General features: G+C 39.2%; 21 protein-coding genes and 1 pseudogene. 1 reads left to right on the top strand and 21 read right to left on the bottom strand.

Features of this window, described 5'->3' with window-relative positions; all coding sequences use genetic code 11:
* Window positions 1-59: 59 nt before the first annotated feature.
* The 14 genes and pseudogenes from K1I67_RS09930 to K1I67_RS04810 form a co-directional block, all read right to left on the bottom strand.
* Window positions 60-182 (bottom strand): hypothetical protein, encoded by a 123-nt coding sequence (locus tag K1I67_RS09930; protein ID WP_263284468.1) that lies wholly within the window; start codon window positions 180-182, stop codon window positions 60-62.
* Window positions 183-233: 51 nt separating this feature from the next.
* Window positions 234-644 carry a GNAT family N-acetyltransferase gene (locus K1I67_RS04750; protein ID WP_223339045.1) on the bottom strand — a complete coding sequence of 137 codons (411 nt, stop codon included), beginning with the start codon at window positions 642-644 and terminating at the stop codon, window positions 234-236.
* Between the two features lie 99 nt (window positions 645-743).
* Window positions 744-2116: pseudogene (locus K1I67_RS04755) on the bottom strand (amino acid permease).
* An 82-nt stretch (window positions 2117-2198) separates the two neighbouring features.
* Window positions 2199-2681 carry a transcription elongation factor GreA gene (gene greA / locus K1I67_RS04760; RefSeq protein ID WP_000818756.1) on the bottom strand — a complete coding sequence of 161 codons (483 nt, stop codon included), beginning with the start codon at window positions 2679-2681 and terminating at the stop codon, window positions 2199-2201.
* A gap of 353 nt (window positions 2682-3034) precedes the next feature.
* Entirely contained in the window at window positions 3035-4705 is a 1671-nt protein-coding gene (gene mltG / locus K1I67_RS04765) for an endolytic transglycosylase MltG (RefSeq protein WP_223339047.1), read from the bottom strand.
* An 81-nt stretch (window positions 4706-4786) separates the two neighbouring features.
* Window positions 4787-5281, bottom strand: a complete 495-nt coding sequence (locus tag K1I67_RS04770) for a GNAT family N-acetyltransferase (protein WP_223339049.1) — start codon at window positions 5279-5281, stop codon at window positions 4787-4789.
* Window positions 5278-5793, bottom strand: coding sequence for a GNAT family N-acetyltransferase (locus tag K1I67_RS04775; RefSeq protein ID WP_223339051.1), 516 nt, complete (start codon window positions 5791-5793; stop codon window positions 5278-5280). The genes K1I67_RS04770 and K1I67_RS04775 overlap by 4 nt, the downstream gene beginning before the upstream one ends.
* Before the next feature lie 8 nt (window positions 5794-5801).
* Window positions 5802-7136, bottom strand: coding sequence for a UDP-N-acetylmuramate--L-alanine ligase (gene murC / locus K1I67_RS04780; RefSeq protein WP_223339052.1), 1335 nt, complete (start codon window positions 7134-7136; stop codon window positions 5802-5804).
* A gap of 11 nt (window positions 7137-7147) precedes the next feature.
* Entirely contained in the window at window positions 7148-7744 is a 597-nt protein-coding gene (locus K1I67_RS04785) for a cystathionine gamma-synthase (protein ID WP_223339053.1), read from the bottom strand.
* A gap of 58 nt (window positions 7745-7802) precedes the next feature.
* A complete protein-coding gene (locus K1I67_RS04790; protein WP_223339054.1) occupies window positions 7803-10889 on the bottom strand; it encodes a DEAD/DEAH box helicase in 3087 nt (1028 codons plus the stop codon).
* A gap of 91 nt (window positions 10890-10980) precedes the next feature.
* Entirely contained in the window at window positions 10981-12147 is a 1167-nt protein-coding gene (locus tag K1I67_RS04795) for a MalY/PatB family protein (protein ID WP_223339055.1), read from the bottom strand.
* 4 nt (window positions 12148-12151) lie between these two features.
* Window positions 12152-13246, bottom strand: coding sequence for a cystathionine gamma-synthase (locus K1I67_RS04800; protein WP_223339056.1), 1095 nt, complete (start codon window positions 13244-13246; stop codon window positions 12152-12154).
* A gap of 145 nt (window positions 13247-13391) precedes the next feature.
* Complete coding sequence (locus K1I67_RS04805; protein WP_223339057.1) at window positions 13392-15350, bottom strand: peptide ABC transporter substrate-binding protein; 1959 nt, start codon at window positions 15348-15350, stop codon at window positions 13392-13394.
* A 189-nt stretch (window positions 15351-15539) separates the two neighbouring features.
* Window positions 15540-17162 (bottom strand): putative polysaccharide biosynthesis protein, encoded by a 1623-nt coding sequence (locus tag K1I67_RS04810; protein ID WP_223339058.1) that lies wholly within the window; start codon window positions 17160-17162, stop codon window positions 15540-15542.
* Between the two features lie 103 nt (window positions 17163-17265).
* Between K1I67_RS04810 and K1I67_RS04815 the strand changes: the two genes are divergently transcribed.
* Window positions 17266-18714, top strand: coding sequence for a UDP-N-acetylmuramoyl-L-alanyl-D-glutamate--L-lysine ligase (locus K1I67_RS04815; protein ID WP_223339059.1), 1449 nt, complete (start codon window positions 17266-17268; stop codon window positions 18712-18714).
* A 21-nt stretch (window positions 18715-18735) separates the two neighbouring features.
* Here the strand turns inward: K1I67_RS04815 and K1I67_RS04820 are convergent, their stop codons facing one another.
* The 7 genes from K1I67_RS04820 to K1I67_RS04850 all read right to left on the bottom strand — a co-directional run bounded on the left by K1I67_RS04820 (window position 18736) and on the right by K1I67_RS04850 (window position 22920).
* Window positions 18736-18867, bottom strand: a complete 132-nt coding sequence (locus K1I67_RS04820; protein WP_223339060.1) for a chlorohydrolase — start codon at window positions 18865-18867, stop codon at window positions 18736-18738.
* Window positions 18868-18996: 129 nt separating this feature from the next.
* A complete protein-coding gene (locus tag K1I67_RS04825) occupies window positions 18997-19647 on the bottom strand; it encodes a DUF1803 domain-containing protein (RefSeq protein ID WP_223339061.1) in 651 nt (216 codons plus the stop codon).
* Window positions 19631-20143 (bottom strand): YiiX/YebB-like N1pC/P60 family cysteine hydrolase, encoded by a 513-nt coding sequence (locus tag K1I67_RS04830; RefSeq protein ID WP_223339062.1) that lies wholly within the window; start codon window positions 20141-20143, stop codon window positions 19631-19633. Before K1I67_RS04830 ends, K1I67_RS04825 begins: the two co-directional genes overlap by 17 nt.
* A gap of 63 nt (window positions 20144-20206) precedes the next feature.
* Window positions 20207-21142, bottom strand: coding sequence for a manganese-dependent inorganic pyrophosphatase (locus tag K1I67_RS04835; RefSeq protein WP_223339063.1), 936 nt, complete (start codon window positions 21140-21142; stop codon window positions 20207-20209).
* A gap of 345 nt (window positions 21143-21487) precedes the next feature.
* On the bottom strand, window positions 21488-21772 hold the full coding sequence (locus tag K1I67_RS04840; protein WP_223339064.1) for a GIY-YIG nuclease family protein: 285 nt from the start codon (window positions 21770-21772) through the stop codon (window positions 21488-21490).
* Entirely contained in the window at window positions 21762-22508 is a 747-nt protein-coding gene (locus K1I67_RS04845; protein WP_223339065.1) for a tRNA1(Val) (adenine(37)-N6)-methyltransferase, read from the bottom strand. The genes K1I67_RS04840 and K1I67_RS04845 overlap by 11 nt, the downstream gene beginning before the upstream one ends.
* A gap of 49 nt (window positions 22509-22557) precedes the next feature.
* Window positions 22558-22920: a S1 RNA-binding domain-containing protein gene (locus tag K1I67_RS04850; RefSeq protein ID WP_223339066.1), complete on the bottom strand. Its 363-nt coding sequence runs from the start codon at window positions 22918-22920 to the stop codon at window positions 22558-22560.
* Window position 22921: the final 1 nt, after the last annotated feature.

Consider the following 22921-nt stretch of genomic DNA (forward strand, 5'->3'; position numbering starts at 1 on the left):
CACACTTGAAAGCTTATTTGATTAACACTCCGCAACTTTACTTGAGTGTTTACACAAAATTATTGACAGAATCTAGACTTGTCTAAGATCAGATAATCTTTCTGAGTTTTAGCTACAGCCTTCAAAATCTTTTCCTTATTCCATTCTAGTAGAACATTACCCATATCTAGTATGATATCCATTGAGCCAACTCCATTATGATCTGTCGATTTCTTCGATCATTCATTTTCTGTTTACAAATCCTTTTGATAATAGTGTCTTTGTCCAGTGTAGGGATAATCTTTTAAGGTAAAGACTTCCTTGTAGCCCTGCTTTTGATAAAAGGCTGGCGCTTGAAACTGATATGTATTCACAAAAGCAAAGCGACAGTTTCTCTTCTTAGCTTCACTCTCTGCTTGCTTCAATAGTTGGGAGCCGATTCCTTGTCCTCGCAAGTCCTCTTTCACAAATAAATACTCGATTTCTAGCCAATTTCCAAAGGTCTCTGCTACTAAACCAGCCATGAGTTGACCGCTATCATCTTCGACATAAAGGTTAAGTGGCTCACTTTCAGCTGCTTCTCTCTTAGAACGATTATAGGAGCGAATCAAATCCCCTATTTCCTGCGCTTTCTGAGACTCTGTATTATCCAATCTAATGTGCATCAAAACCTCCTCAAAGACACTCACGCCTTGATTATATTCCTATTTTGAAGAACTGTCAAACTAAAAAAACTCACCAACCTAAGTTGATGAGAGTAAAACTTATTTTCTAAATTTCCATTGGCTATAAATACCAAATGCGACAATCCAGATAGCTGAACCTCTAGCTCCCATTACAGTTGATTCTTGTAAGAAGAGTGTTCCAAATACAAAGATAAAGAAGAGCATGGTCAGAGGATTTAGCAAGCGGTATTGAGGCATGAGATAGCCATTTGCCATAAAGTCTTTAGACTTGCGATACTTGAGATGGGCTACCATAATCAAGATGTAGATAGCGATATAAACACCTGATGAAGAAGCTGTAATCAAAGCAAAGGCATCTGATACGCCAGGAAGTACATTGATGAAGGCTGCAAAACCAATCAATACGGCAGAAGTAATGATTGCATTCTGAGGAACGTTGTGGCGTGAGAGTGTGTCTGCCTTAATAGCTTTCAAGAAACGATTTGGTGAATCATGGGCAATTTGGTACAAGTGACGACCTGTTGAGTAAAGGGTTGAATTCAAGGCTGACGCTGCTGAAGTCAAGACAACAAAGTTAATCAAGGCTGCTGCCCACTTAAGACCAACAAGTTCAAATACCGTTACAAATGGTGAATCCGCTGCAGAAAGTTCACGCCAAGGAATAATAGACATGATTGCCAAGAGAGCTCCACCATAGAAAAAGATAATCGCAAGGGAATTTCCTTAACAGCCTTAGGCAATACTTTTCTTGGATCCTTAGTTTCAGATGTAGTAACACCGATAAATTCAATCATCAAGTATGCAAAGAAAACCATCTGGAAGGCCATGACAAAGTTCATCCCACCATTTGGGAAAAGTGAGAAGTGTTCACTGATATTGGCAAGACTTGCTGAACCATAAGGCGTTTCAAAGCCAGTCAAAACTAGAAAGACACCTGTCGCAATCATGGCAAGAATGGCCACGATTTTGATCATAGCAAACCAAAATTCTACTTCACCAAAGATTTTAACAGCAATCAGATTGACCAATCCCAAAATTGTTAGGAATACAACCTGAATCAACCAAGATGGCCAGGATGGAAACCAAAACTGAACATAGTGAGCAATAGCCGTAATCTCGGCCATTCCGATAAAGACTACTGAGAGCCAGTATGACCAGACTGAGAAGTAACCCCAGCCCTGACCAAGATAACGGGTAATAAAGTTGATAAAGGTATGTTGCTCCGGATCTTGGTACAACATTTCCCCGATAGCACGCATCATAAGATACATAAAGCCACCCGTAATCATATAGACCAAGACGATTGACGGACCTGTCAAACTAATTGAACGTCCAGCTCCTAGAAACAGTCCTGTTCCAATTGTTCCTGCAATCGCCATAACCTGAACATGGCGATTTGTTAACCCACGTTCCATTTTATTTTTCTTTTTGTGCTTATTTTCTGAATTCATATAGTCTCCTCTAGTTTTTAGAATTAAGAAAAGGAGTGATAGGAAGCGCTTTCCCTATATCTACTCCTTCTTTTCATTCCTATTAAACTGTTTTTTCTACTTTTAAGATTTTAACATCATAGCTTCCTACAGGTGTTTCAATCGTAGCAGTATCACCTGTTTTCTTACCAATCAAGGCTTGCCCAATTGGGCTTTCATTTGATACTTTACCTGCAAAGGCATCTGCACCCGCTGATCCCACGATGATATATACTTCTTCGTCGTCTTCACCAATTTCTTGGATAGTGACTGTTTTCCCGATAGCAACTTCATCTTGAGCAACTGCATCGCTATTAACAATCTCAGCATAACGGATTTTGGTTTCCAAGCTAGAGATTTGTCCTTCAACGAAGGCCTGCTCATCCTTAGCTGCTTCATACTCACTATTTTCTGACAAGTCACCGTATGAACGCGCAATCTTTATGCGTTCTACAACTTCTGGGCGACGAACTAGTTTCAACTCTTCTAATTCTTTTTCGAGTTTTTCCTTTTCTTCAAGGGTCATTGGATATGTTTTTTCTGCCATTTTTCTCAACTTTCTTTTGATTAAATTTAAATTTCTTTAGGTAGTAAAGCAAAATTATGTGGTAAACCACATAATTTTACAATGAAGACAAAGTCTTTTTAAAGCTTTCCTTAAATGATTTTAGTCAGTAGCGACCTTTTAAAATCTGTGCCTAAACCGAATGATTCTATCACTTCTAGACTCAGGTTCAAATAAGAGGTAGGATTTACTTTCGCAATTTCCGAACGCCTAAAACTTGTGAATTTCAGGCGTTTCTAATCATAGCGGAAAGACTTATGTGACTTGCTATTCCCGTAAAAAGAAGAGACTCTTTTCTACATTCACGGATGTAATAGCAAATCTTGTTCTAAGAGTTAGTTTGAACTACTTGATTGTGTCAATTTACTGTTAACATGCTCTGCAACGTTTCGATCATGTTCCTCTCGTGTCGTTGCAAAGTAAACCTTACCATCTTGTACATTGGCTACAAAGTAGAGATAGTCGCTCTTAGTTTGATTGATACTTGCTTCAATTGCATCCAGACTGGGACTGTCTACTGGACCAGGCATTAAACCAAGGTTTGTATAAACATTATAAGGTGAATTGATTGTTGTATCAATTGCTGCATCATCTGCCAAGCTAATATTTTGTCCTAGCTTACCTTCTGCATAGAGAATAGCAATATTACTCTGTAGTGGCATGCCAAGGTTCAAACGATTATAGAAAACTCCAGCGATCAGTTTACGATCGTCAGTTTTCAAACCTTCTTTTTCCACAAGTGATGCGATGGTGAGGAGTTCATTCACTGTCAAGTTCTTTTCTTTGATTGCAGTGTAATGTGCTGACAAGTTTTTGTCCATAGCTGCCACCATTTCATCAATCAAGCTTTCAATAGTTGTGCTTTCTTTGATAGCATAAGTTGCTGGGAATAGGTATCCTTCTAAACGATAACGAACACCACTTTCTTTAGTTGGTAGACTTTCGAGAAGGGTTGGGTACTTAGCAACTAATTGAGAGATGAAGGTTTCATCTTGCACTTTTGCCAAGAAGGCATCAGCAGTCAAAGGTTCTTTAAAGTCTCCTTGAAGCTGACCAACTGTTTGTGCGATTTGATCAAGGGTATAACCTTCAGGGATTGTAAGATTTGCAAGTGCAACTTCTTGAGGTTGAGGCGTTCCACCCTTTTGCAATTCTTTGATGATATCATCTGTACTCATGCTCTTTTGCAAATTATAGTAACCAGATTTCAAATCATTGTAGTCTTTATACTTAGCATAAAGGCTAAAGATAAAACCGTGTTTTACCAATCCAGAGTTTTCTAAGGTATCACCAATTTGCTGAAGATTAGCCCCTTCTGGAATCTGAACTGTGACATACTGTTTTGAATTTGCATCAACTGGTTGGAGTGCAGATTCGACATAACGGTAACCGAAGAATCCACCCACACCTAGTAAAATCAATAAAACAAATACTGTTACGAAAAATCCTTTCAAGCGTGATTTTTTCTTTTTCTTGATTGGTTTCACTGATTCTTTACGACTTCTTCTAGGAAGTTCTGCTGTTTCTGTTATTGATTTAAAATCTACTTTCGTTGGAACTTCTTTACCTTTAGTTTCAATTTTTACTTCTTTTTTAGGTTTTACAACACTTGATTTTCCACCTTGAGTACGATATGATACTTGAATTTTCGTCGAAGAAGCAAATTCTTTCTCTCTATTATCCTGCTGAATAAATTTAGAAGGATTATCTGATTCAGAACTCTTGGCTGATTCATCAATCTCATCTTTTAAGTTAGTAGGACGCGGTGGTACTGTTGGCGCATTAGAGATTAATTGATCAACTGTTGAAACTGAATCCGCAATCAACTCCTGCGCTGAAGTTTCAGATAGTCGTTTTCCCGATTCTAAATCAGAAGGATTCATCAAATTTGAAAAAAGTTCGTTGGTTTCTCCAAAAGTTTTTTCCTCATTTTTTAATTGCTCTAAATCACGTAAAATTTGTTCTTTAAAACTCAACTTTTCTTCATCTCTTGAATTTTCGCTCAAAGGTCTTTCCTCCTTGTTGATAATCCATAATATTATATCTTAAAAACTAAAGAAAAGCAACCATAGATGCCTTTCTGATGCCTAATTCGTGTTTTCCCAGACCATATCATACCATTCTTCACCAGCAAATGTCGACTTGGATTTTCCTTCATTCACAAAACCATGTTTCTCATAATAGCCAATGAGATAGTCATGGCAGGTCAGATTGATTCCCTCACGCTCATGCTCAAGAGCGATATCTTTTAAAGCCATCAATAATTTTCGTCCTACACCTAAAGCTTGAGCTTTCTTAGCAATGGATAGACAAGTCACAGAGATATAGCCACCTTTTTGATGGCTATAATCTTTAATGTCTTCTGTAAAGGACTGGTCTTGTAAATATCGATGAGGGACTACTGGTCCCTCAATATAGCCTAGTATTTCGCCCTCTTTTTCAGCTACTAAAAAACTGGTCTTAATTTCCTTCAGATGAGCTTCAAAAACAGGATGGGGAATAGCTTCTTCAATTGAAAAATTTTCTAGTTCAATTTCAAAGATACGATCTAAATCTGTCAATCTAGCTTGTCTAATAATCATATTTCCTCCTGATAATAGGGATTCTGCCATCGCATGAGAAAGGCAACCTCACTGCTCCTTTCTCCATCTACGATCCCTTGTTCCACAAATCCATTCATTTCAAAGTAGGCCAGCAACTCATCCTCACAAAGCAAATAAATACCTGGTCTATTTTGCTGACGGGTAACTTCCTTCAAAGCTGCTAGCAACAAGGTTCCAAAGCCTTGTCCTTGATAGTCTGGATCAACAGCTAAAGCGCCAATAAGGATGTAATTATCACTAATAGGCCGCTCAGGTTCCTTTTCTAAAGGCCATTTACTAAATAGGGTATCCGTAAAAACAGTTCCAGAAACATAAGCAATCCCTTGATCTTCCAGGCTAGCTAAGAGAAACGTATCCGCATGGTTGCGGATACGTTCTTCTAGTATTTCTCTATTCATGATTTCTAGAAAGTTTGAATTACTTTCTTGTATCAAGCAAATCTGATTTATATCTGATTGCTGTGCTTCCCTGATTTTAATTGGAAATTCCATGATCTTCCTTACTGAACATTGCTTGTCAAATTAGACAAGAGACGTTCGAATGAATATTCATAAGTTTGGATATCGCCAGCTCCCATGAAAACATAGACAGCATTGTCATGGTCTAGGAGTGGAGAAACATTTTCAACTGTGATAACTTGATGTTTCTTGTTGATTTTATTGGCAAGGTCTTCTACCTTGACATCACCATGGTCCACCTCACGAGCAGATCCATAGATTTGTGCGAGGTAAACTGCATCAGCCTGATTCAAGGCTTGAGCAAAATCATCCAACAAGGCGATGGTACGAGTAAAGGTATGTGGTTGGAAAATTGCCACGATTTCCTTGCTTGGGTATTTTTGACGTGCAGCATCTAGCGTCGCAATGATCTCAGTTGGATGGTGAGCAAAGTCATCGATGATAACCGTATTATTAACAACCTTTTCTGTAAAGCGACGTTTCACTCCACCAAAAGTCTTCAAGTGTTCACGCACTAAATTCAAATCAAAGCCAGCAGTATAAAGCAAACCAATCACTGCTGTAGCATTCATGATATTGTGGCGACCGAAAGTTGGAATGTGGAATTGGCCCAACTCTTGACCACGGAAGTGAACGGTAAAGGTTGAACCTGTTGTAGAACGAAGCAAGTCACTTGCTACAAAGTCATTACCTTCTGCTTCAAAACCATAGTAGTAAATCGGAGCATTAGCCGTAATCTTACGCAACTCAGCATCTTCACCGTAGACAAACAATCCTTTGGAGATTTGTTTTGCATAATCATTGAAGGCGTTGAAGACATCTTCCAAGCTTGTGAAATAGTCAGGGTGGTCAAAGTCAATGTTAGTTATGATAGAGTATTCTGGGTGATATGGCATGAAATGGCGTTCATACTCGTCTGATTCAAAAACAAAATACTTGGCATTTTCAGAACCACGACCTGTACCATCTCCGATCAAGTAGCTTGTATCAGTGATGTGTGACAAGACGTGAGAAAGCATCCCTGTCGTTGACGTCTTACCGTGGGCACCTGCAACTCCCATACTGATAAAGTCACGCATAAAGCTACCAAGAAACTCATGGTAACGTTTGTAGCTGATACCATTTTGGTCAGCATAAGCAATTTCAACATTGTTATCTGGACGGAAGGCATTACCAGCGATAATTTCTAAATCACCTTGAAGATTTTTTTCATCAAAAGGTAAAATTGTAATCCCTGCTTGCTCTAGTCCACGTTGAGTAAAGTAGTACTTTTCAACGTCAGAACCTTGCACCTTGTGCCCCATTTGATGCAACATCAAAGCCAAGGCACTCATACCTGATCCTTTGATTCCGATAAAATGATAGGTTTTTGCCATTTTCTTCCCCTCTATTCGCTCATTCTAGTCAAGTTAAGCTCTTGGGCCACTTGACGTTCTTGTTCTTTTTGTTTACTTTTTTTGTTATAAATTTGGCTTTTCTTTAAAAAGTCATAATTGTTTTTCTTGGAACGACTTGTTTCACCGTCTGAAATTGGATTTCCCACTTGAGAAACTGTTTCTGCCAAAATATAGTGAGATTGACCTAACTTCTGACTATATTTCGCAAATTCTCCTGGATTTTCTTTTTGAAAAGGTGCTGTCGGTTGATTTGCTGAACGCACCTGGCTTGTTTTCGTTTGACGTCTCGTATGACTCACATCCTGAGTCAAATATCGAGCCGAGCGCTTCTTTTTCAAATCCGCACGAGCTTCTTCACGCGCTAATTCAGCATAGGATTTTTCTTTTTTCTCAATCGGTTTTACAAGAGGCTTGGCTTTCTCTTGCTTTTTTTCTTCAGTGATTGGAGACCATTCTAAGTAGTTTTTATCTTGATAATCACCTTTGATATTACTGATGAAATCAGACTCATCGTAGAGATTCATAACTGGCATTTCTGTCAACATGACTTCATCATCTGCCACTATTGGAAATCGTTTTTGTGTCATATTTATTTCCTTTCAATACTCCATTATAGCGTAATGTCTTGATTTTTCAAGTATAGGCTCATGAAATCCCTAAAATTTCTCGTATTTCAGCTAGACTCAGACTTCCTCGAGACTCTGTTCCATCCAAGATTTCAGAAACAAGATTTTTCTTTTTCTCTTGTAATTCTTGAATCTTTTCTTCAATTGTACCTCGAGTCACAAGGCGATAAACTTCAACAGCCTGCTCTTGTCCCATACGATGAGCTCGACCGATAGCCTGAGATTCAACTGCAGGATTCCACCATAAGTCTACTAGAATGACCGTATCCGCACCAGTGAGATTTAGTCCAACCCCACCAGCTTTTAGAGAAATCAAGAATACATCGCGCTCTCCTTGGTTAAAAGCCTTAGTCATTTCCTGACGTTCTTGAGAAGGAGTTGAGCCCGTAATTTTAAAGGAAGTCAAGCCTAAGTCAGGTAGCTCTTGCTCAATCCGATCCAACATACCTCTAAATTGTGAGAAGATAAGTACACGGTGTCTACCTTCAGCAATCTGAACCAGCAAATCTCGTAAACTATCCAGCTTCCCGCTCTCTCCTTGGTAGTCATCCATAAAGAGCGCAGGTGTATCACAAATCTGACGCAGACGCATGAGACCAGTCAAAATTTCGACGCGATTTCGTTGAAATTCCGAATCGCTTACCTGTCCCAGACGCTCCTGCATCTGTTGCAGTTGAGCAAGATAGATAGCTTTTTGTTGATCCTCCAGTTCATTCTTATAGACGACTTCAATCAAGTCAGGCAACTCTGTCAAAACCTCTTCTTTCTTGCGTCTCATGACAAAGGGTTTGATAAATTGAGCCACTCTTTCAGTTGATAGTTTCATAAACTCCTTCTTAGCAGGTAAGAGGCCTGGTAAGACAATCTGAAAAATCGACCAGAGTTCTCCCAGATGGTTTTCAATCGGTGTTCCTGATAGTGCAAAGACAGATGGAACCACAAATCGTCGCAAACTTTGAGCAATCTTCGTTTGTGCATTTTTCATCACTTGAGCTTCATCTAGAAAAAGAAAATCAAAAGATAGGTTTCGATAAATTTCACTGTCCTGACGGAAAGTAGCATAGCTTGTCACATAAATCTGATGATTTTCTGCCAAAATTGATTCTCGATGAGATTTTAAGCCATGCACAACCGCTACATCCAAATCTGGAGCAAACTTTTGAAATTCATCAGCCCAGTTATAGATTAAGCCAGATGGAGCAAGGATTAGGACACTAGTATCTGCTTGAACCTGACTACTTAAAAAGGCGATGGTTTGCAAGGTCTTCCCAAGCCCCATATCATCTGCTAAAATCCCACCAAAGCCATAATGGTGAAGCATCTGAAACCACTGAATTCCCTTTTTCTGATAGTCTCTAAGTTCTGCTTGGATATTCAGCTCTTTCATCGGAAAATCTTCTGGATGCGTCAAATCATGGGCCAGATTGCGAAATTCTTCGGTGAAAGAAATTTGATCCTGGTCCTTAAATAGATGAGATAGGGTATAAGCTAGGGATTTACGAGCTCGAAAAGCTCCATCTTGTAGGTCCTCTATCCCTAATTCTTCTAAATCCTGACGGATACGCTTGGTCTGATCATCAAAATAGTAAACCTGGTTAGAGGACGAAATATAATAATCCTGCTTCTCAACTAGCGCTTTCATCGCTCGATCGATTTCTTCTTGATCTATATCTTGAAAATCAAATTGAATTTCTAATAGGCTTCCCTTGGATGAGATGTGAACTTGAGGTTTCTGAACCTGATAAAGGTCTTGTAGACTCTCAGAAATCTTTAATTCTCCAAGTGCTGCAAAGGCTGGCAAAACTTCCTGGAAGAAGGCATGGACTGCATCAGCTTTCAAACTTTGACGCCATGAACGAAAATCTGCTTCAAATCCAGCTGATAGAGCTAGTTGAAAAATCTCTTTCTCTAGTTGAATATCGCTAGCAAATGGAAGACTTTCTAGTTCATTACGATTCCTTACTAGGCAAGTTTCATACTGAAACTGCATATCCAAACGAATAGAACCGTCCTCTTCTCCTTCCATGTAGAAAGAAGGACGGAAAGACTGAATTCGAAGCCCATCAGGAGCCTCTACCTTTCCTACGTTTTTGAACTGGGATAAGGTCGAAGCTAGAAGATCTCGATCACTAGTATCAAATTGTAAAATCTTTCTACCACTTTTATCGATAGATACTTTTTTTAATTTTTCTATAAGTCTAGCTTGTTCTTTAGACAGAAGATAAAATGTCCCTTTAGTAAACAAGACTTGTCCCTTATAAAATGAATTAAGCCCTACCTGTTGAACAATTTCCATCTCAAAATAGTTGGACTTTTCTTCAATTTGAAAGGTAAACAAACCTGCTTGACCATCAAAATCTTGAAATACAAGGTGGTGATAATTCGAAATCTGATGGTCAAATTGAAATGCATCTAAGCCCATCAGCAGACTAACACCCTGCTCAAAAAAAGACAGCGGGAAATAAAGATGACGACCTTGATTCTGGAAAAAGAGGGCATTTTCAGCCTCATCTTCTACAATTCCTTGAAGGAAATTTAGAACAAATTGACTACTTTCATCAAACTGACGAATATTCAAGGAAGTTTCATATAACTTCCCAATCATATAGGGTTTGCTAGTTTCTAAAACCTTCAGAAAAAGGGGTATATCTCGGATTACATAGAATTTCTGTGTCTGAATAAGACCGACTCTCAAAGTCCAAATAATGCGATTAGTTCCTGCTTCAACCTGCCCTTGAGCAGACAACTGATAGATTTCAGAAAGTTTCGGAATTTGGACGGATTCTAAAAACTTTCCTCCAAAAGTAACCTGAGTTTCAACTTCTTCTTTCTTTTCGTGCACATTTTCCAGATTTCCTAAGAGTTCCTGGCCAATCAGATCATTTTTAAGGTAATGTTCTAGTGCTGCCAAATGCACACAAAACCCTCTTTTTTGGAAAAAATCACAAGCACAAAAAACCAAATCATCATCCAGGCTATAGCGAATTTCTTCATCTGCTACACGCGCATAGAGACGATGGTCTTTCTCTTTAATAATTTCAATCTGACTAGTTTCGTAGAGTTGAGCTCCCTCCATCCGAAGTTTCCCTGGAATCAATTTAGCCATAGTTTCCCCTTTTCTTTATCTCCTAATTATACCACATTTCTGCCTATGAAAATAGCCTTCTAGGGTACTTTTCCCCCAGAAGGCTAGCTTGTTAAAGGTTAGCGAAAGTGGTTAGGATTCGTTGACAAACTTCTTCCAAGACAGATGTCGGCATGGCTACATTTAAGCGAGCATGTAGAGCTCCTTCTTCACCAAAGTCCAAGCCCCTATTCAGGATAACCTTGGCTTCGTCTCTTAAAAGGCTTTTTAATTCTTCATCACTAATATCATAGGCTGAAAAATCAAGCCAAATGAGATAGGTCCCTTGAGGTTTCATAACCTTGATTTTAGTTTCTTTGCCAAATACATCCACTACATAATTGATGTGTTTCTCAATCAGTTCCTTGAGTTCTGTCAACCAATCCTCCCCATAGCGATAGGCAGTTTCTGTTGCCAAATATCCCAAACCTGAGATTTCATGTTGATTATTGGCTAGCTGACGTTTTTGGAAAGCAAGTCTCAACTTTGGATTTTCGATAATGGCGTAAGAATTTTTCGTTCCAGCAATGTTGAAGGTCTTGGTCGCACTGCTTAAAACCAGTGAAAATTCTTTAAAATCTTCATTTACCGTATTGAATGACTGGTGTTTATTTCCAAACAAGGCTAAATCTTGGTGAATCTCATCAGATACTAGCAAAACTCCATGTTTTTGACACAGTTGTCCAATCTTCTCTAAGACTTCCTTCTCCCAAACACGTCCACCAGGATTATGAGGGTTGCAGAGAACATAAAGTTTCACATCCTCTTCAACAAAGTCTTTCTCTAATTGATCAAAGTCAATCTCAAAAAGTCCGTCTTTTTCTACTAGAGAGTTGGTGATTAATCGACGATTGTTGAGCTTAATGCTCCGAGCAAAAGGTGGATATACCGGTGTGTTAATCAGAACCGCTTCACCTTCTTTGGTAAAGGCTTGAATGGCTGTTGAAATAGCTGGCACTACCCCTTCGATAAAGACTAGAGCATCCTTTTCAAAGACATAACCATGGTGTTTTTCTTCCCAGTTTTGAACGGCTTCAATCAAGCCATCACTAGCATAGGTATAGCCATAGACTAATTGCTCAGCATAGTCATGGACAGTCTGACGAATCTCTGGTAAAACCTCAAAATCCATATCAGCAATCCAGGCCGGCAATACTTGACGGTCAGTCTCTGCTTCTTTCCATTTATAGGTATGGTGTCCAAAACGATTGGGCAAGGTCGTAAAATCATATTTTCCCATAGTCTTATCCTTCCAAGGCTTGACGCAAATCTTCAATCAAATCTCTAGCATCCTCAATACCAATAGACAAGCGCAAGAGGTCATCCGTCAGTCCATAAGAATGACGAACCTCTGCAGGAATGTCTGCATGGGTTTGAGTGGTTGGATATGTAATTAGACTTTCTACACCACCCAGACTTTCAGCAAAAGAGAATACTTTCAAAGTATTTAAGATATGAGGGATGCGCTTCTCATCTGCCACTTTAAAGGAAATCATTCCCCCACGACCTGTATACAAAACTTCTTTGACTGCAGGTGATTGTTCCAAAAAGGCTACGATTTCCTGAGCATTAGCTGTTGAGCGCTCCATACGAAGTGACAAGGTCTTGAGACCACGAATCAATTGATAACTATCAAATGGTGACAAGACAGCCCCTGTCGTGTTGAGATTGTAAAAGAGTTTTTCGTACAAATCAGCATTATCTGTCACAACTACACCAGCTAGAACATCATTATGGCCTGCAAGGTATTTTGTCGCCGAATGAAGGACAATATCTGCTCCATCTTCAATTGGACGTTGGTAAATCGGGCTATAGAAGGTATTGTCGACGACAACTTTAGCATCCTTAGCATGAGCTAATTGAGCCAATTTTTCAATATCAAATTCCAACATCAAAGGGTTGGTTGGCGTTTCGATATAGAGTACATCCACATCCTTTTCTAGCTCGGCAATTAGTTCTTCTTCTGTGTTAGCATAGGTAAAGTGGAAACGTCCTTCCTGCTCCACTTGATTGAACCAGCGGAAAGAACCACCGTAAAGGTCACGGACAGCCAAAACCTTGCTTCCTACTGGAAAAACGCTAAAGGCTAACACAATCGCAGACATACCTGAACTAGTCGCCAAAGCATACTTGGCTGATTCAATAGCTGCCAAAACTTCCTCTGCCTTGCTACGAGTTGGGTTTTTGGTGCGGGTATAGTCAAATCCAGTTGATTGACCAAATTCTGGGTGCTGATAAGTCGTTGAAAAGTGAATAGGTGTAACCAAAGCACCTGTTGCCTCATCAGACTTGATCCCTGCTTGTGCTAAAATTGTGTTGATGTGAAATGATTTACTCATACAATACCTCCAAATCTATAGTAACTATTGTACCACTTATTTTGGATCCTTCGTTTTCTTGTTTTCAAGAGCTAGTTATAGTTTCAAACTATATAAAAACGATAGCTTCCTGAGAAACTATCGTTTTTCCTGTTGAATAGACTGATTATTTAACGTGTTTTGCCAATTCTTCTTGGGCTTTTTTATTAGATTCTTCTTTTTCTTTCAGCCATTTTTGTCGAGCTGCTTCATACTCAGCCGTTGTGACAACCTTATCTTGAAGTTTAACATATTTATATGATTCAACACCTTTATTTCCTGCTTGAGAGAAGGCAGCAGAGAATGGTACAGTTCTTCTCAATCCAGGTGTTCCACCCTGAGAAACGTTTGGAATAGCAAGGGCGCTATCAACGAGCCAAGCTTGAACTTCAGCATATTTTTCATAACGTTTTGCTGGATCTTGCTCCTTGTTCGCTTCTTCCAACATTTGAGTGTAAGTATCCAGACCAACTGCCTTAGCCTTGTCATTGACCTCACCTGGTTCTAGACCAATGTTTTGCAACATACCACCGTTATTGACATTTAAGATATCAAGATAGCTTGACGGATCTAAGTAGTCTGCACTCCAACCACCATTATAGATATCAAAGTCTTTTTGAGCTGCAGTTTGAGCGAGGTAGCCAGAATTATCGTAATCGTCTGTTGATAATTGTTGGATATCGATCACCACATTCTCAGCTCCTAGAACAGATTCGATGGATTGTTTCAAAGAGCTTGCTTCAAGTACACCTTTTTTAGCTGATTGGTCAACTGTTACATCCAAGTGGATTGGGAATTGCACACCCTTAGCTTCCAATTCTTTCTTGGCTTCCGCAAATTTAGCCTTAGCCTTGTCAGGATTGTAGTATGGGTCTTGCGCATCTGCAAAGTTGATTCCTTGCCATTCTTGGCCATAGTTGACCATCTTTTCTGAAACAACATCACCAAAGTCTTTTCCGTTGATGCTTACAAATGTAGGAGGTACAACTAGGTTACGAATAATCTTCGTTGCTCCGTCTTCCCCTTGAGATTGAGCTCCATAGGCTGTACGGTTATAAGCATAGTTAAAGGCTTGACGGAAGTTTTTATTCAGAACTGCTTCTTGAGTTGATTTCTTTTCGATATCTGAGGACTTAGAAGTGAAGTTATAAGACTTTCTGTCCAAGTTGAAGTTCAAGTAATAAGAAGTTGCATTTTGCATACTATAGATGATGTTATCCTTGTTCTTCTCTTTAATTCCTTCAAAGCTTGAGCTATTTGGATAGAGACGTGCGTAGCTGTAGACTCCTTCTACAAAGTTACGAGCTAGTGCATCTTGGTCACTACCATCATAATAGGCCAATTTCACATCATCTACAAAGACATTTTTTTCATCCCAGTAGTTGGGATTTTTCTTGAACTCGATGACAGATTTTGAAACAAAGGATTTCATCAAGAAAGGTCCATTGTACAAAATGCTAGAAGGGTCTACCTTACCAAAGTCGTCCCCTTTTGATTTCAGGAAGTCTGCATTGACAGGGAAGAGAATGGTTGATGTTGTTTTAGAATTCCAATAAGATTCTGGTCGTGTCAAAGTGTACTGAACTGTTTGGTCGTCAATCGCCTTAACACCGACAGTTGAAAAGTCAGTTGTTTTTCCGTTGATATAGTCACCCAAACCAGCAACAGAATCTTGTACGAGGTACAAAGCTTCGGATTTTTTATCAGCTGCATATTTCAAACCAGTTACAAAATCTTGGGCAGTTACTGGAGCATATTCTTCACCTTCAGAGGTATACCATTTAGCGTCCTTACGAAGTTTGTAAGTATAGGTCAAACCGTCCTTGGATACACTCCAGTCCTCTGCTAAGGATGGAACGTAGTTACCGTATTGGTCATTTTCCATGAGACCATCTACTAGATTAGTCACGATATCATTAGTAGTTGCACGGTTTTCAGCAAGATAGTTTAAACTAGACGGATCGCTAGAATATACATAATTATATGTTTTAGTAGAACTAGCTGAGTTGCTACAAGCTCCCAAGAGCAAACCAGCAGTTAAGACGACGCCTGCTAGCGTCAGGTATTTTGCCTTAGACTTTTTCATAAACAGAACCTCCAAATTTAAATATTTGTATCATTATACAGCTATTGTTTTTTTTAGTCAAGTAATAATTCTCTAAAAATTTATTTTTTTCTACATTTTTTATTTTTTTCTCTCTTTTTTAAATAAAAAATGAACATTTTAAACTTTTTAGAGTTGAAAGTTCAAATTGTTCATTTTATTTATAAAGCATTATGATAATTTTAATCGTGCTCGTAACTGGTCAGCTTTTGCCTGTCCAATAACCTTATCTAAGAGACGAGTATAGAGACTCATGAATCCGTAGAGCCCACCACCGATTGTTCCGATTAGGGCGACATAGATGAAGCTCCAAAAACGTCCAGTTGGTTGGAAGACAAATCCTATCATCCATTGTAAGAAGCCTACCAAGATAAACATGACAAGAGTTAAAATGATCACTAGGATTGTTCGTTTTAGGATGATCTTTCGATGAACCCCTGTAATCTGACAGATCTCGCGATACATTAAAACAATTGGAATGATAAGACCGATGGTCGTTGAAATGAGAGGACCATAACTATGAAAAAGCGCTATTGATGGTATTTGTAAGACGAGCTTGGCAATGGAACCATAGAAAAAGTAAAGGATTGCCTTGCGATTACGGAACATAGCCTGAAGCATTGGTGACAAGACCATGTACAAACCTAGAATTGTTGACTGTAAAACTGCAAAGACAAACAAGCCCATCGCCAAGCTATCTGGTTTACCGTAAAAGATTGTATAGAGTGGTTCTCCTACCATGACCACTCCAACCGTTGCAGGTAAGAGGAATAGGAAAAGCATGGTAATACTATCTTGCACTAAACGAGCAGCTGCCTGCAAATCACCCTTGACATAGTTTTCAGTTAGAAGTGGTAATCCTACACTACCAATGGAAACTCCAACCGAAATCAAAATCATGGTAATTTTATTAGGATTAGCAGAGAAATAAGAAAACATGACAATCAAGTCTTCATTACTATAGTTGGTAAACCACTTCATGCTATTGATAAAGGTATTTTGGTCCAAGATTTGGAAAAGTTGAATAGCTGACCCTGTTATGATAAAAGGAATAGCTTCCTTAATCGTATCCATTAACAGATGTTTGCTATCAATCTTATCTCGCGTTTCAAAAACTTTTTGAAGCATTCCTTCTTTATAGAGGAAATAAAGCAAGACAGCAAAGCTAGCTACCATTCCCACAAAGGCCGCAAAGGTAGACTGGGTGACTGCTGCTAGATAGTCTCCCGAACCAAGCTTCATGATGATAAAGGTTGCTAAGAGCATCCAAATAACTCGGATAACTTGCTCAGCGATTTGACTCATGGCATAAGGCTTGAGATTATTCATCCCTTGGAAAAATCCACGGATAACACTCATAGATGGGAAAATCAAGACAGCCCAAGCTAGACTCTGCATAATGGGAATCAAGTCCTTACCGACACCGGAAAGATCGGCTAACCAAGGCGCAAAGAGATATAAGACCAAAGCAAAGACAAGACCAAGCCCAGTCATAAAGCCTAGGAAACTACGAATCAGGGCAAAACTATGCTCTTCTTCTTTCATGGTGTTATACTTGGCAACCTGCTTTGCGACTGCAACAGGGATACCTGCTGTCGAAATCAACAAGAACCAAGCATAGATATTGTAACCCATAGTAAAGAGACCATTAGCCTTAGCAGCATAAGTCCCCATCCAGATATACCAAGGGATGATGTAAATGGCCCCGAGCAGGCGACTGATAAAGTTACTAGCCGTTAGCCAGGCAGTTCCGCGTAACATCTGGGCCTGCTGATGATTATTTTCGTTAGACATAACTTCCTCATTCAATTTTAATAACGGAAATGTTCCTTATCTTCCATTATAAACTTTTCCTTGTTACTTGTAAAATTCAGACTTTCGGTTTACAATAGAAAGTATGATAAAGATTGAAACTATATTAGATATTTTAAAGAAAGATGGTCTCTTCCGTGAGATTATCGACCAAGGACATTACCACTACAATTACAACGATGTTGTTTTTGACAGCATCAGTTACGATAGCCGAACAACCAAAGAAAATACTCTATTTTTTGCAAAAGGAGCTGCCTTTAAAAAAGAATATCTGTTTTCAGCTATCTCACAAGGGCTTGGTTGGTACGTGGCAGAGCAGGACTATGAAGTTGGTATTCCTGTTATTGTTGTTAACAATATCAAAAAGGCCATGAGTTTGATTGCCATGGAATTTTATGACAACCCTCAGAATAAACTCAAAATTCTTGCTTTCACTGGAACTAAAGGAAAAACAACAGCGGCTTACTTTGCCTATCATATCTTGTCCCAACGCTACCCAACAGCCCTCTTATCGACAATGAATACAACTTTAGACGGCAAGACTTTCTTCAAATCTTCCTTCTCAACACCTGAAAATATTGATCTCTTTAATATGATGGCTAAAGCGGTTAAGAATGGTAGAACCCATCTGGTAATGGAAGTTTCCAGCCAAGCCTATCTAGTAAATCGAGTATATGGTTTAACTTTCGATGTGGGAGTTTTTCTCAACATCACACCAGATCATATTGGTCCTATTGAGCATCCGACCTTTGAAGATTACTTCTACCACAAGCGTCTCTTGATGAAAAATAGCCGAGCAGTTGTTATCAATAGTGATATGGACCATTTTTCAATCTTGAAAGAACAAGTAGAACATCAAGAGCATGACTTCTACGGTAGCCAGTCAAGTAACCAAATCGAGAACTCCAAAGCCTTTAGCTTCTCAGCTACTGGTAAATTAGCAGGAGACTATGATATCCAGTTGATTGGACATTTCAACCAAGAAAACGCAGTCGCTGCAGGACTTGCCTGCCTCCGTTTAGGTGCTAGTCTGGAAGACATCAAAAACGGAATCGCGGCAACTCGTGTGCCTGGTCGTATGGAAGTTCTCACTCAGAAAAATGGTGCTAAAGTTTTCATTGACTACGCCCATAACGGTGACAGTCTTAAAAAACTAATCTCTGTTGTTGAAACTCATCAGACTGGAAAAATTGCTCTAGTTCTTGGTTCAACTGGAAACAAGGGAGAAAGTCGTCGCAAGGATTTTGGACTGCTCCTCAATCAACATCCTGAAATTCAAGTATTCCTAACAGCTGATGATCCAAACTATGAAGATCCAATGGCCATTGCAGATGAAATCAGTAGCTATATCCATCATCCTGTTGAAAAGATTGTCGACCGTGAGCAAGCCATCAAGGCTGCTATGTCTATCACAAGTCAAGAACTGGACGCTGTCATTATCGCTGGTAAAGGTGCTGATTGCTACCAAATCATCCAAGGTAAGAAAGAAAACTATCCAGGTGATGCTGCAGTTGCAGAACGTTATCTACAGTAATACTCTTCAAAAAAAATCTTTTCAAACCACGTCAGCTTCGTCCGCAACCTCAAAATAGTATTTTGAGCTGACTTCGTCAGTTCTATCCACAACCTCAAAACGGTGTTTTGAGCAACCTGCGGCTAGCTTCCTAGTTTGCTCTTTGATTTTCATTGAGTATAAATCTAAAGAAGTCTAGGCAAAAAGTTAATTTTATCAGAAAATAAAATGCATAGTATCAAATTTTTTCAACACCTGATATTATGCGTTTTCTTATTTTAAAGCCTTTTTGACCAGACTTCTTTATCTTTTTATAAAAATGAATCGTTCTTTATCAAATTCTACAGCTAACTCATACTTCCCATCTTCATTTTGAACAATGTAACCTAATAAGACTAAACTATCAACAAAGATATCACGGCGTTTCTGCATGAGTTGATCTTTCTTAAGAAACTTGAGCAAAAAAGTAGTCATATACTTAAGGGCATACTCAGGGTTGACATCTCCTAAAATTCCATAGAGCGCCTGCTGTTCTTCCGTCAAAGGATACTGATGCTTGACCTTATGAAAATAATTAGACAGTGTCATCTTTTCTCTTGCAAAATCGGTATATTCTTTTAAGATTGCTGCATTGGTTTGATTGCTCAATTCGGTCTGAAAATATTTCTTCAGGATTTCTTGGTAGATTGAGCTATCATCTCTCACAAAGACTTCTTGGTCTAGTTCAAGAGATTCTGTAGATTCTAGAAAGGGAAGATTGAGATAATAGCGTTTGTTTTCTCTTAGAATCAATCCCGCTTTGATATATTCCTCCAAATACTTATCAACTGGAACATCTGGAAACTGAGCCTTAATTTGTCTTAAAATGACATCCGAATGCTGATCAAGATAGTCTACCAAATCTCTAAAGAATGGTTGTCGCGTCAAACGAGATGGATTAAAAATCTGAATCATGAAGATTCCTTTCTTTACAAACTAAAAGTGGTGATGCTGTTAATTGACTGGGATTGGTACCCGGCTGATTCAGAGGTACAGGAAGACCTAAATCTCTATAATATTCTCTCCAAAAATCACTGATTTCCTGCACATCATCCCCAAATTTCATGGGAATAGTCTCAAAAATAGGTAGAATATCTGCTACAAACTGAGAACAGTAAAAACCAGCTCCGTCGGGATAAAAGGAAGCATTGTAGGGAGCCCCTAAAAGGCTCTCTGCCAGCTTTTTGACTTCTTTTTGATCCATTTTTGGATAGCGATAAAGGTCATATACTTTCCCGTCTTCAAAGAAATCTTCAGGGGACTGGGCAATGACACCACCTTCAACCGTTGCATGATAAACCTGTCCGTCCAAAAAGATGGCCACATGGCTATAGTGACCAGTAGATTCCTGGATGGCCTGTCCTATATCCGAATCATCTTTCACAAAAATCAAATCGCCATTTTCTAACATACTTCTCTCCTAGCAAAAAAGGAGTCGAAACTCCTTTTTAACAATGGGTTTCCCCATCTATGATTATGCATTAAAGCTTTCTGTCAATTGTGGTACCACTTGTTTCTTACGTGAAACTGCACCTGGAAGGAAAGCGTGGTTGTTTTCAAGTTTGAAGTTGAAAGCTGCTTCTACCTTGTCCATATTGGCACCAAGGGCCAAAATTTCTGAGTTTGAGTTGACGATGTCTGTAATCATCAAGACAAAGTCAGAGTAGCCATTAGCTGCATTTGCGGCTTGGATGGCTGCTTCGATTTCAGCTTGGCGTTCCAAGACTTCAGCGATATCAACTGTATTTACTTGAGCCACACGAACATTGTTTCCGTTGAGTTCAAATGTCTTAGCATCGATGTCAATCAATTCTTCTGCAGATTTACTTGCCAAGTTTGTACCAGCCTTGAGCATGGCAAGACCGTATTCTTCCAAGTTCACGCCAGCCAATTCAGCCAATTCAGGCGCAATCACTTTATCAGATGGGTGAGTTGTTGGAGATTTCAAAAGAAGGGTATCTGAAATCAAACCTGAAAGCATCAAACCTGCAATTTCTTTTGGCACAGCTACACCATGCTCTTTGAACATACGGTAAACGATAGAAGATGCTGATCCAACTGGTTCCAAACGCATGTAAAGTGGGCTTGCAGTTTCAAAGTTAGCCACACGGTGGTGATCCACCACACCGTAAACTTCTACTTCAGCAATATCTGAAACTGACTGTTGGAATTCATTGTGGTCCGTCAAGATAACTTGCTCTGCCCCTTCTGCTTTAGCAGATGTGATAACACGTGGTGCTTCTACACCAAAATAGTTCAATACATAGGCTGTTTCTTCATTTGGAGTCCCAAGAGCTACTGCTTCTGTATCCAAGCCATAAGCTTCTTTTGCAAGATAAGCAAAGGCTACAGATGACCCGATGGCATCTGAATCTGGATTTTGGTGACCAAATACTAGAATCTTAGACATGATTATACCTCGTTTCTTTATTCACTCTATTGTAGCATTTTTTTCAATTTTTGACAAAAGTAAGAGGCTGGGACAAAAGTCCTAGCCTCTCAATTGTCTTTGGATTGTCGAGCAAGACGCAGTGGTTGAGTGGGCTCTACTGCGCTGATTTCATACTCAATAAAAATCAAAGAGCAGACTAGGAAGCGAGCCACAGACTGTACTTGAGTACGGCAAGTCGAAGCTGACGTGGTTTGAATTTGATTTTCGAAGAGTATCATCATCTTTTACAGCCCTACTCAATTGTGCGGAGGTGGGACGACGAAATCGAATTCTAACGAATTAACGATTTCTGTCCCACTCTCACTAAATCTCGAAAATATTGGCTAAATTCTTATCTTGATTGTCCTTTAGATAGTTTATTTTCTGCGGACGTGTCTTGCGTTTAAAAAGAGCTTCGGCTGACATGGCTTCTTCTTTACTTTCGAAACCTTGAGCATAGATAAGTTTTACCGGCAAGCGAGCTCGTGTATATTTGGCTCCTTTACCACTATTGTGAACGGCAATCCGTTTCTTCACATCTGTTGTATAGCCTGTATAGTAGGAACCATCACGGCACTCTACCACATACATGTAAGCCTTATGATCCATAGTAAATCTCTTGAATTTCTTGTGTATAAGTACCATCACTATTATGAACAATGAGTGGTGGTAAAACCTTAAAACCACTAGTGGAGCCGTCCTTAATAGCCTCAATCAAAAGCATATTGGCTTCCTTCTCCCGTTTAGGGTAAACAAATTGCAGACGTTTTGGAGCCAAATTATGCTGTTGGAGCGTAGCTAAGATATCTAATAATCGATCAGGACGATGAACCATAGCCAAACGCCCATTTGATTTGAGAATACTCTGAGCACTACGACAAATTTCCTTAAGATTAGTTGTGATTTCATGTCGCGCTAACAGATAGTGTTCACTCTCGTTCAGATTAGAATTTGGATCTACTTTAAAATAAGGCGGATTGCATAAAATCAAATCAACCTTACTCCCCTGAATGTAGGCAGGCATATTTTTCAAATCATCACAAATAACCTGCATCTGTTCCTCTAAGCCATTTAAACGGACCGACCGTTCAGCCATATCTGCCAAGCGTTCTTGGATTTCAACAGAGAGAATTTTGGCCTTAGTACGACTACTGGCAAATAGTCCCACAGCTCCATTTCCAGCACAAAAATCTACAATCAATCCATTTTTAGGAAAACGAGGAAAACGTGACAAGAGAACACTATCCACTGAATAGCTGAAAACCTCTCTATTTTGAATAATCTTGATATCTGTCGAAAAGAGCTGATTGATTCTCTCTCCCGATTTTAATAATTCTTCTACCATATTTCTATTATAACAAACTATATTAACATTTCAAAAGAGAAGAAATCAATTAGGACTTTTTCTTATTTAGATTAGAGATGGCCTCCTTTGTCCAGATAGGCATCATGCGAGCCAAAGGAGCAAAGCCGTATTTGACACGGTCACTTGAAAAACGTCTCCGTCTCGGTAACTGATGTTTTTCTTCTTCCAAGGTACGAATGGAAAGGCTAGCCTTCCCTGTATATTCATCAAAATCTACCACCTGTACCTGGACTTCATCTCCAATTTTTAAAACATCATAAATGTTTTCTATATAGCCAGTTCGAATTTCAGATATATGAATTAACCCTGTAGTACCATTCTCTAATTCTACAAAAGCACCATAGGATTGAATTCCTGTAATTCGCCCTTTTAGCTTATCACCAATTTTCATT

The organism is Streptococcus infantis (assembly GCF_019929575.1).
GTDB lineage: Bacteria > Bacillota > Bacilli > Lactobacillales > Streptococcaceae > Streptococcus > Streptococcus infantis_L.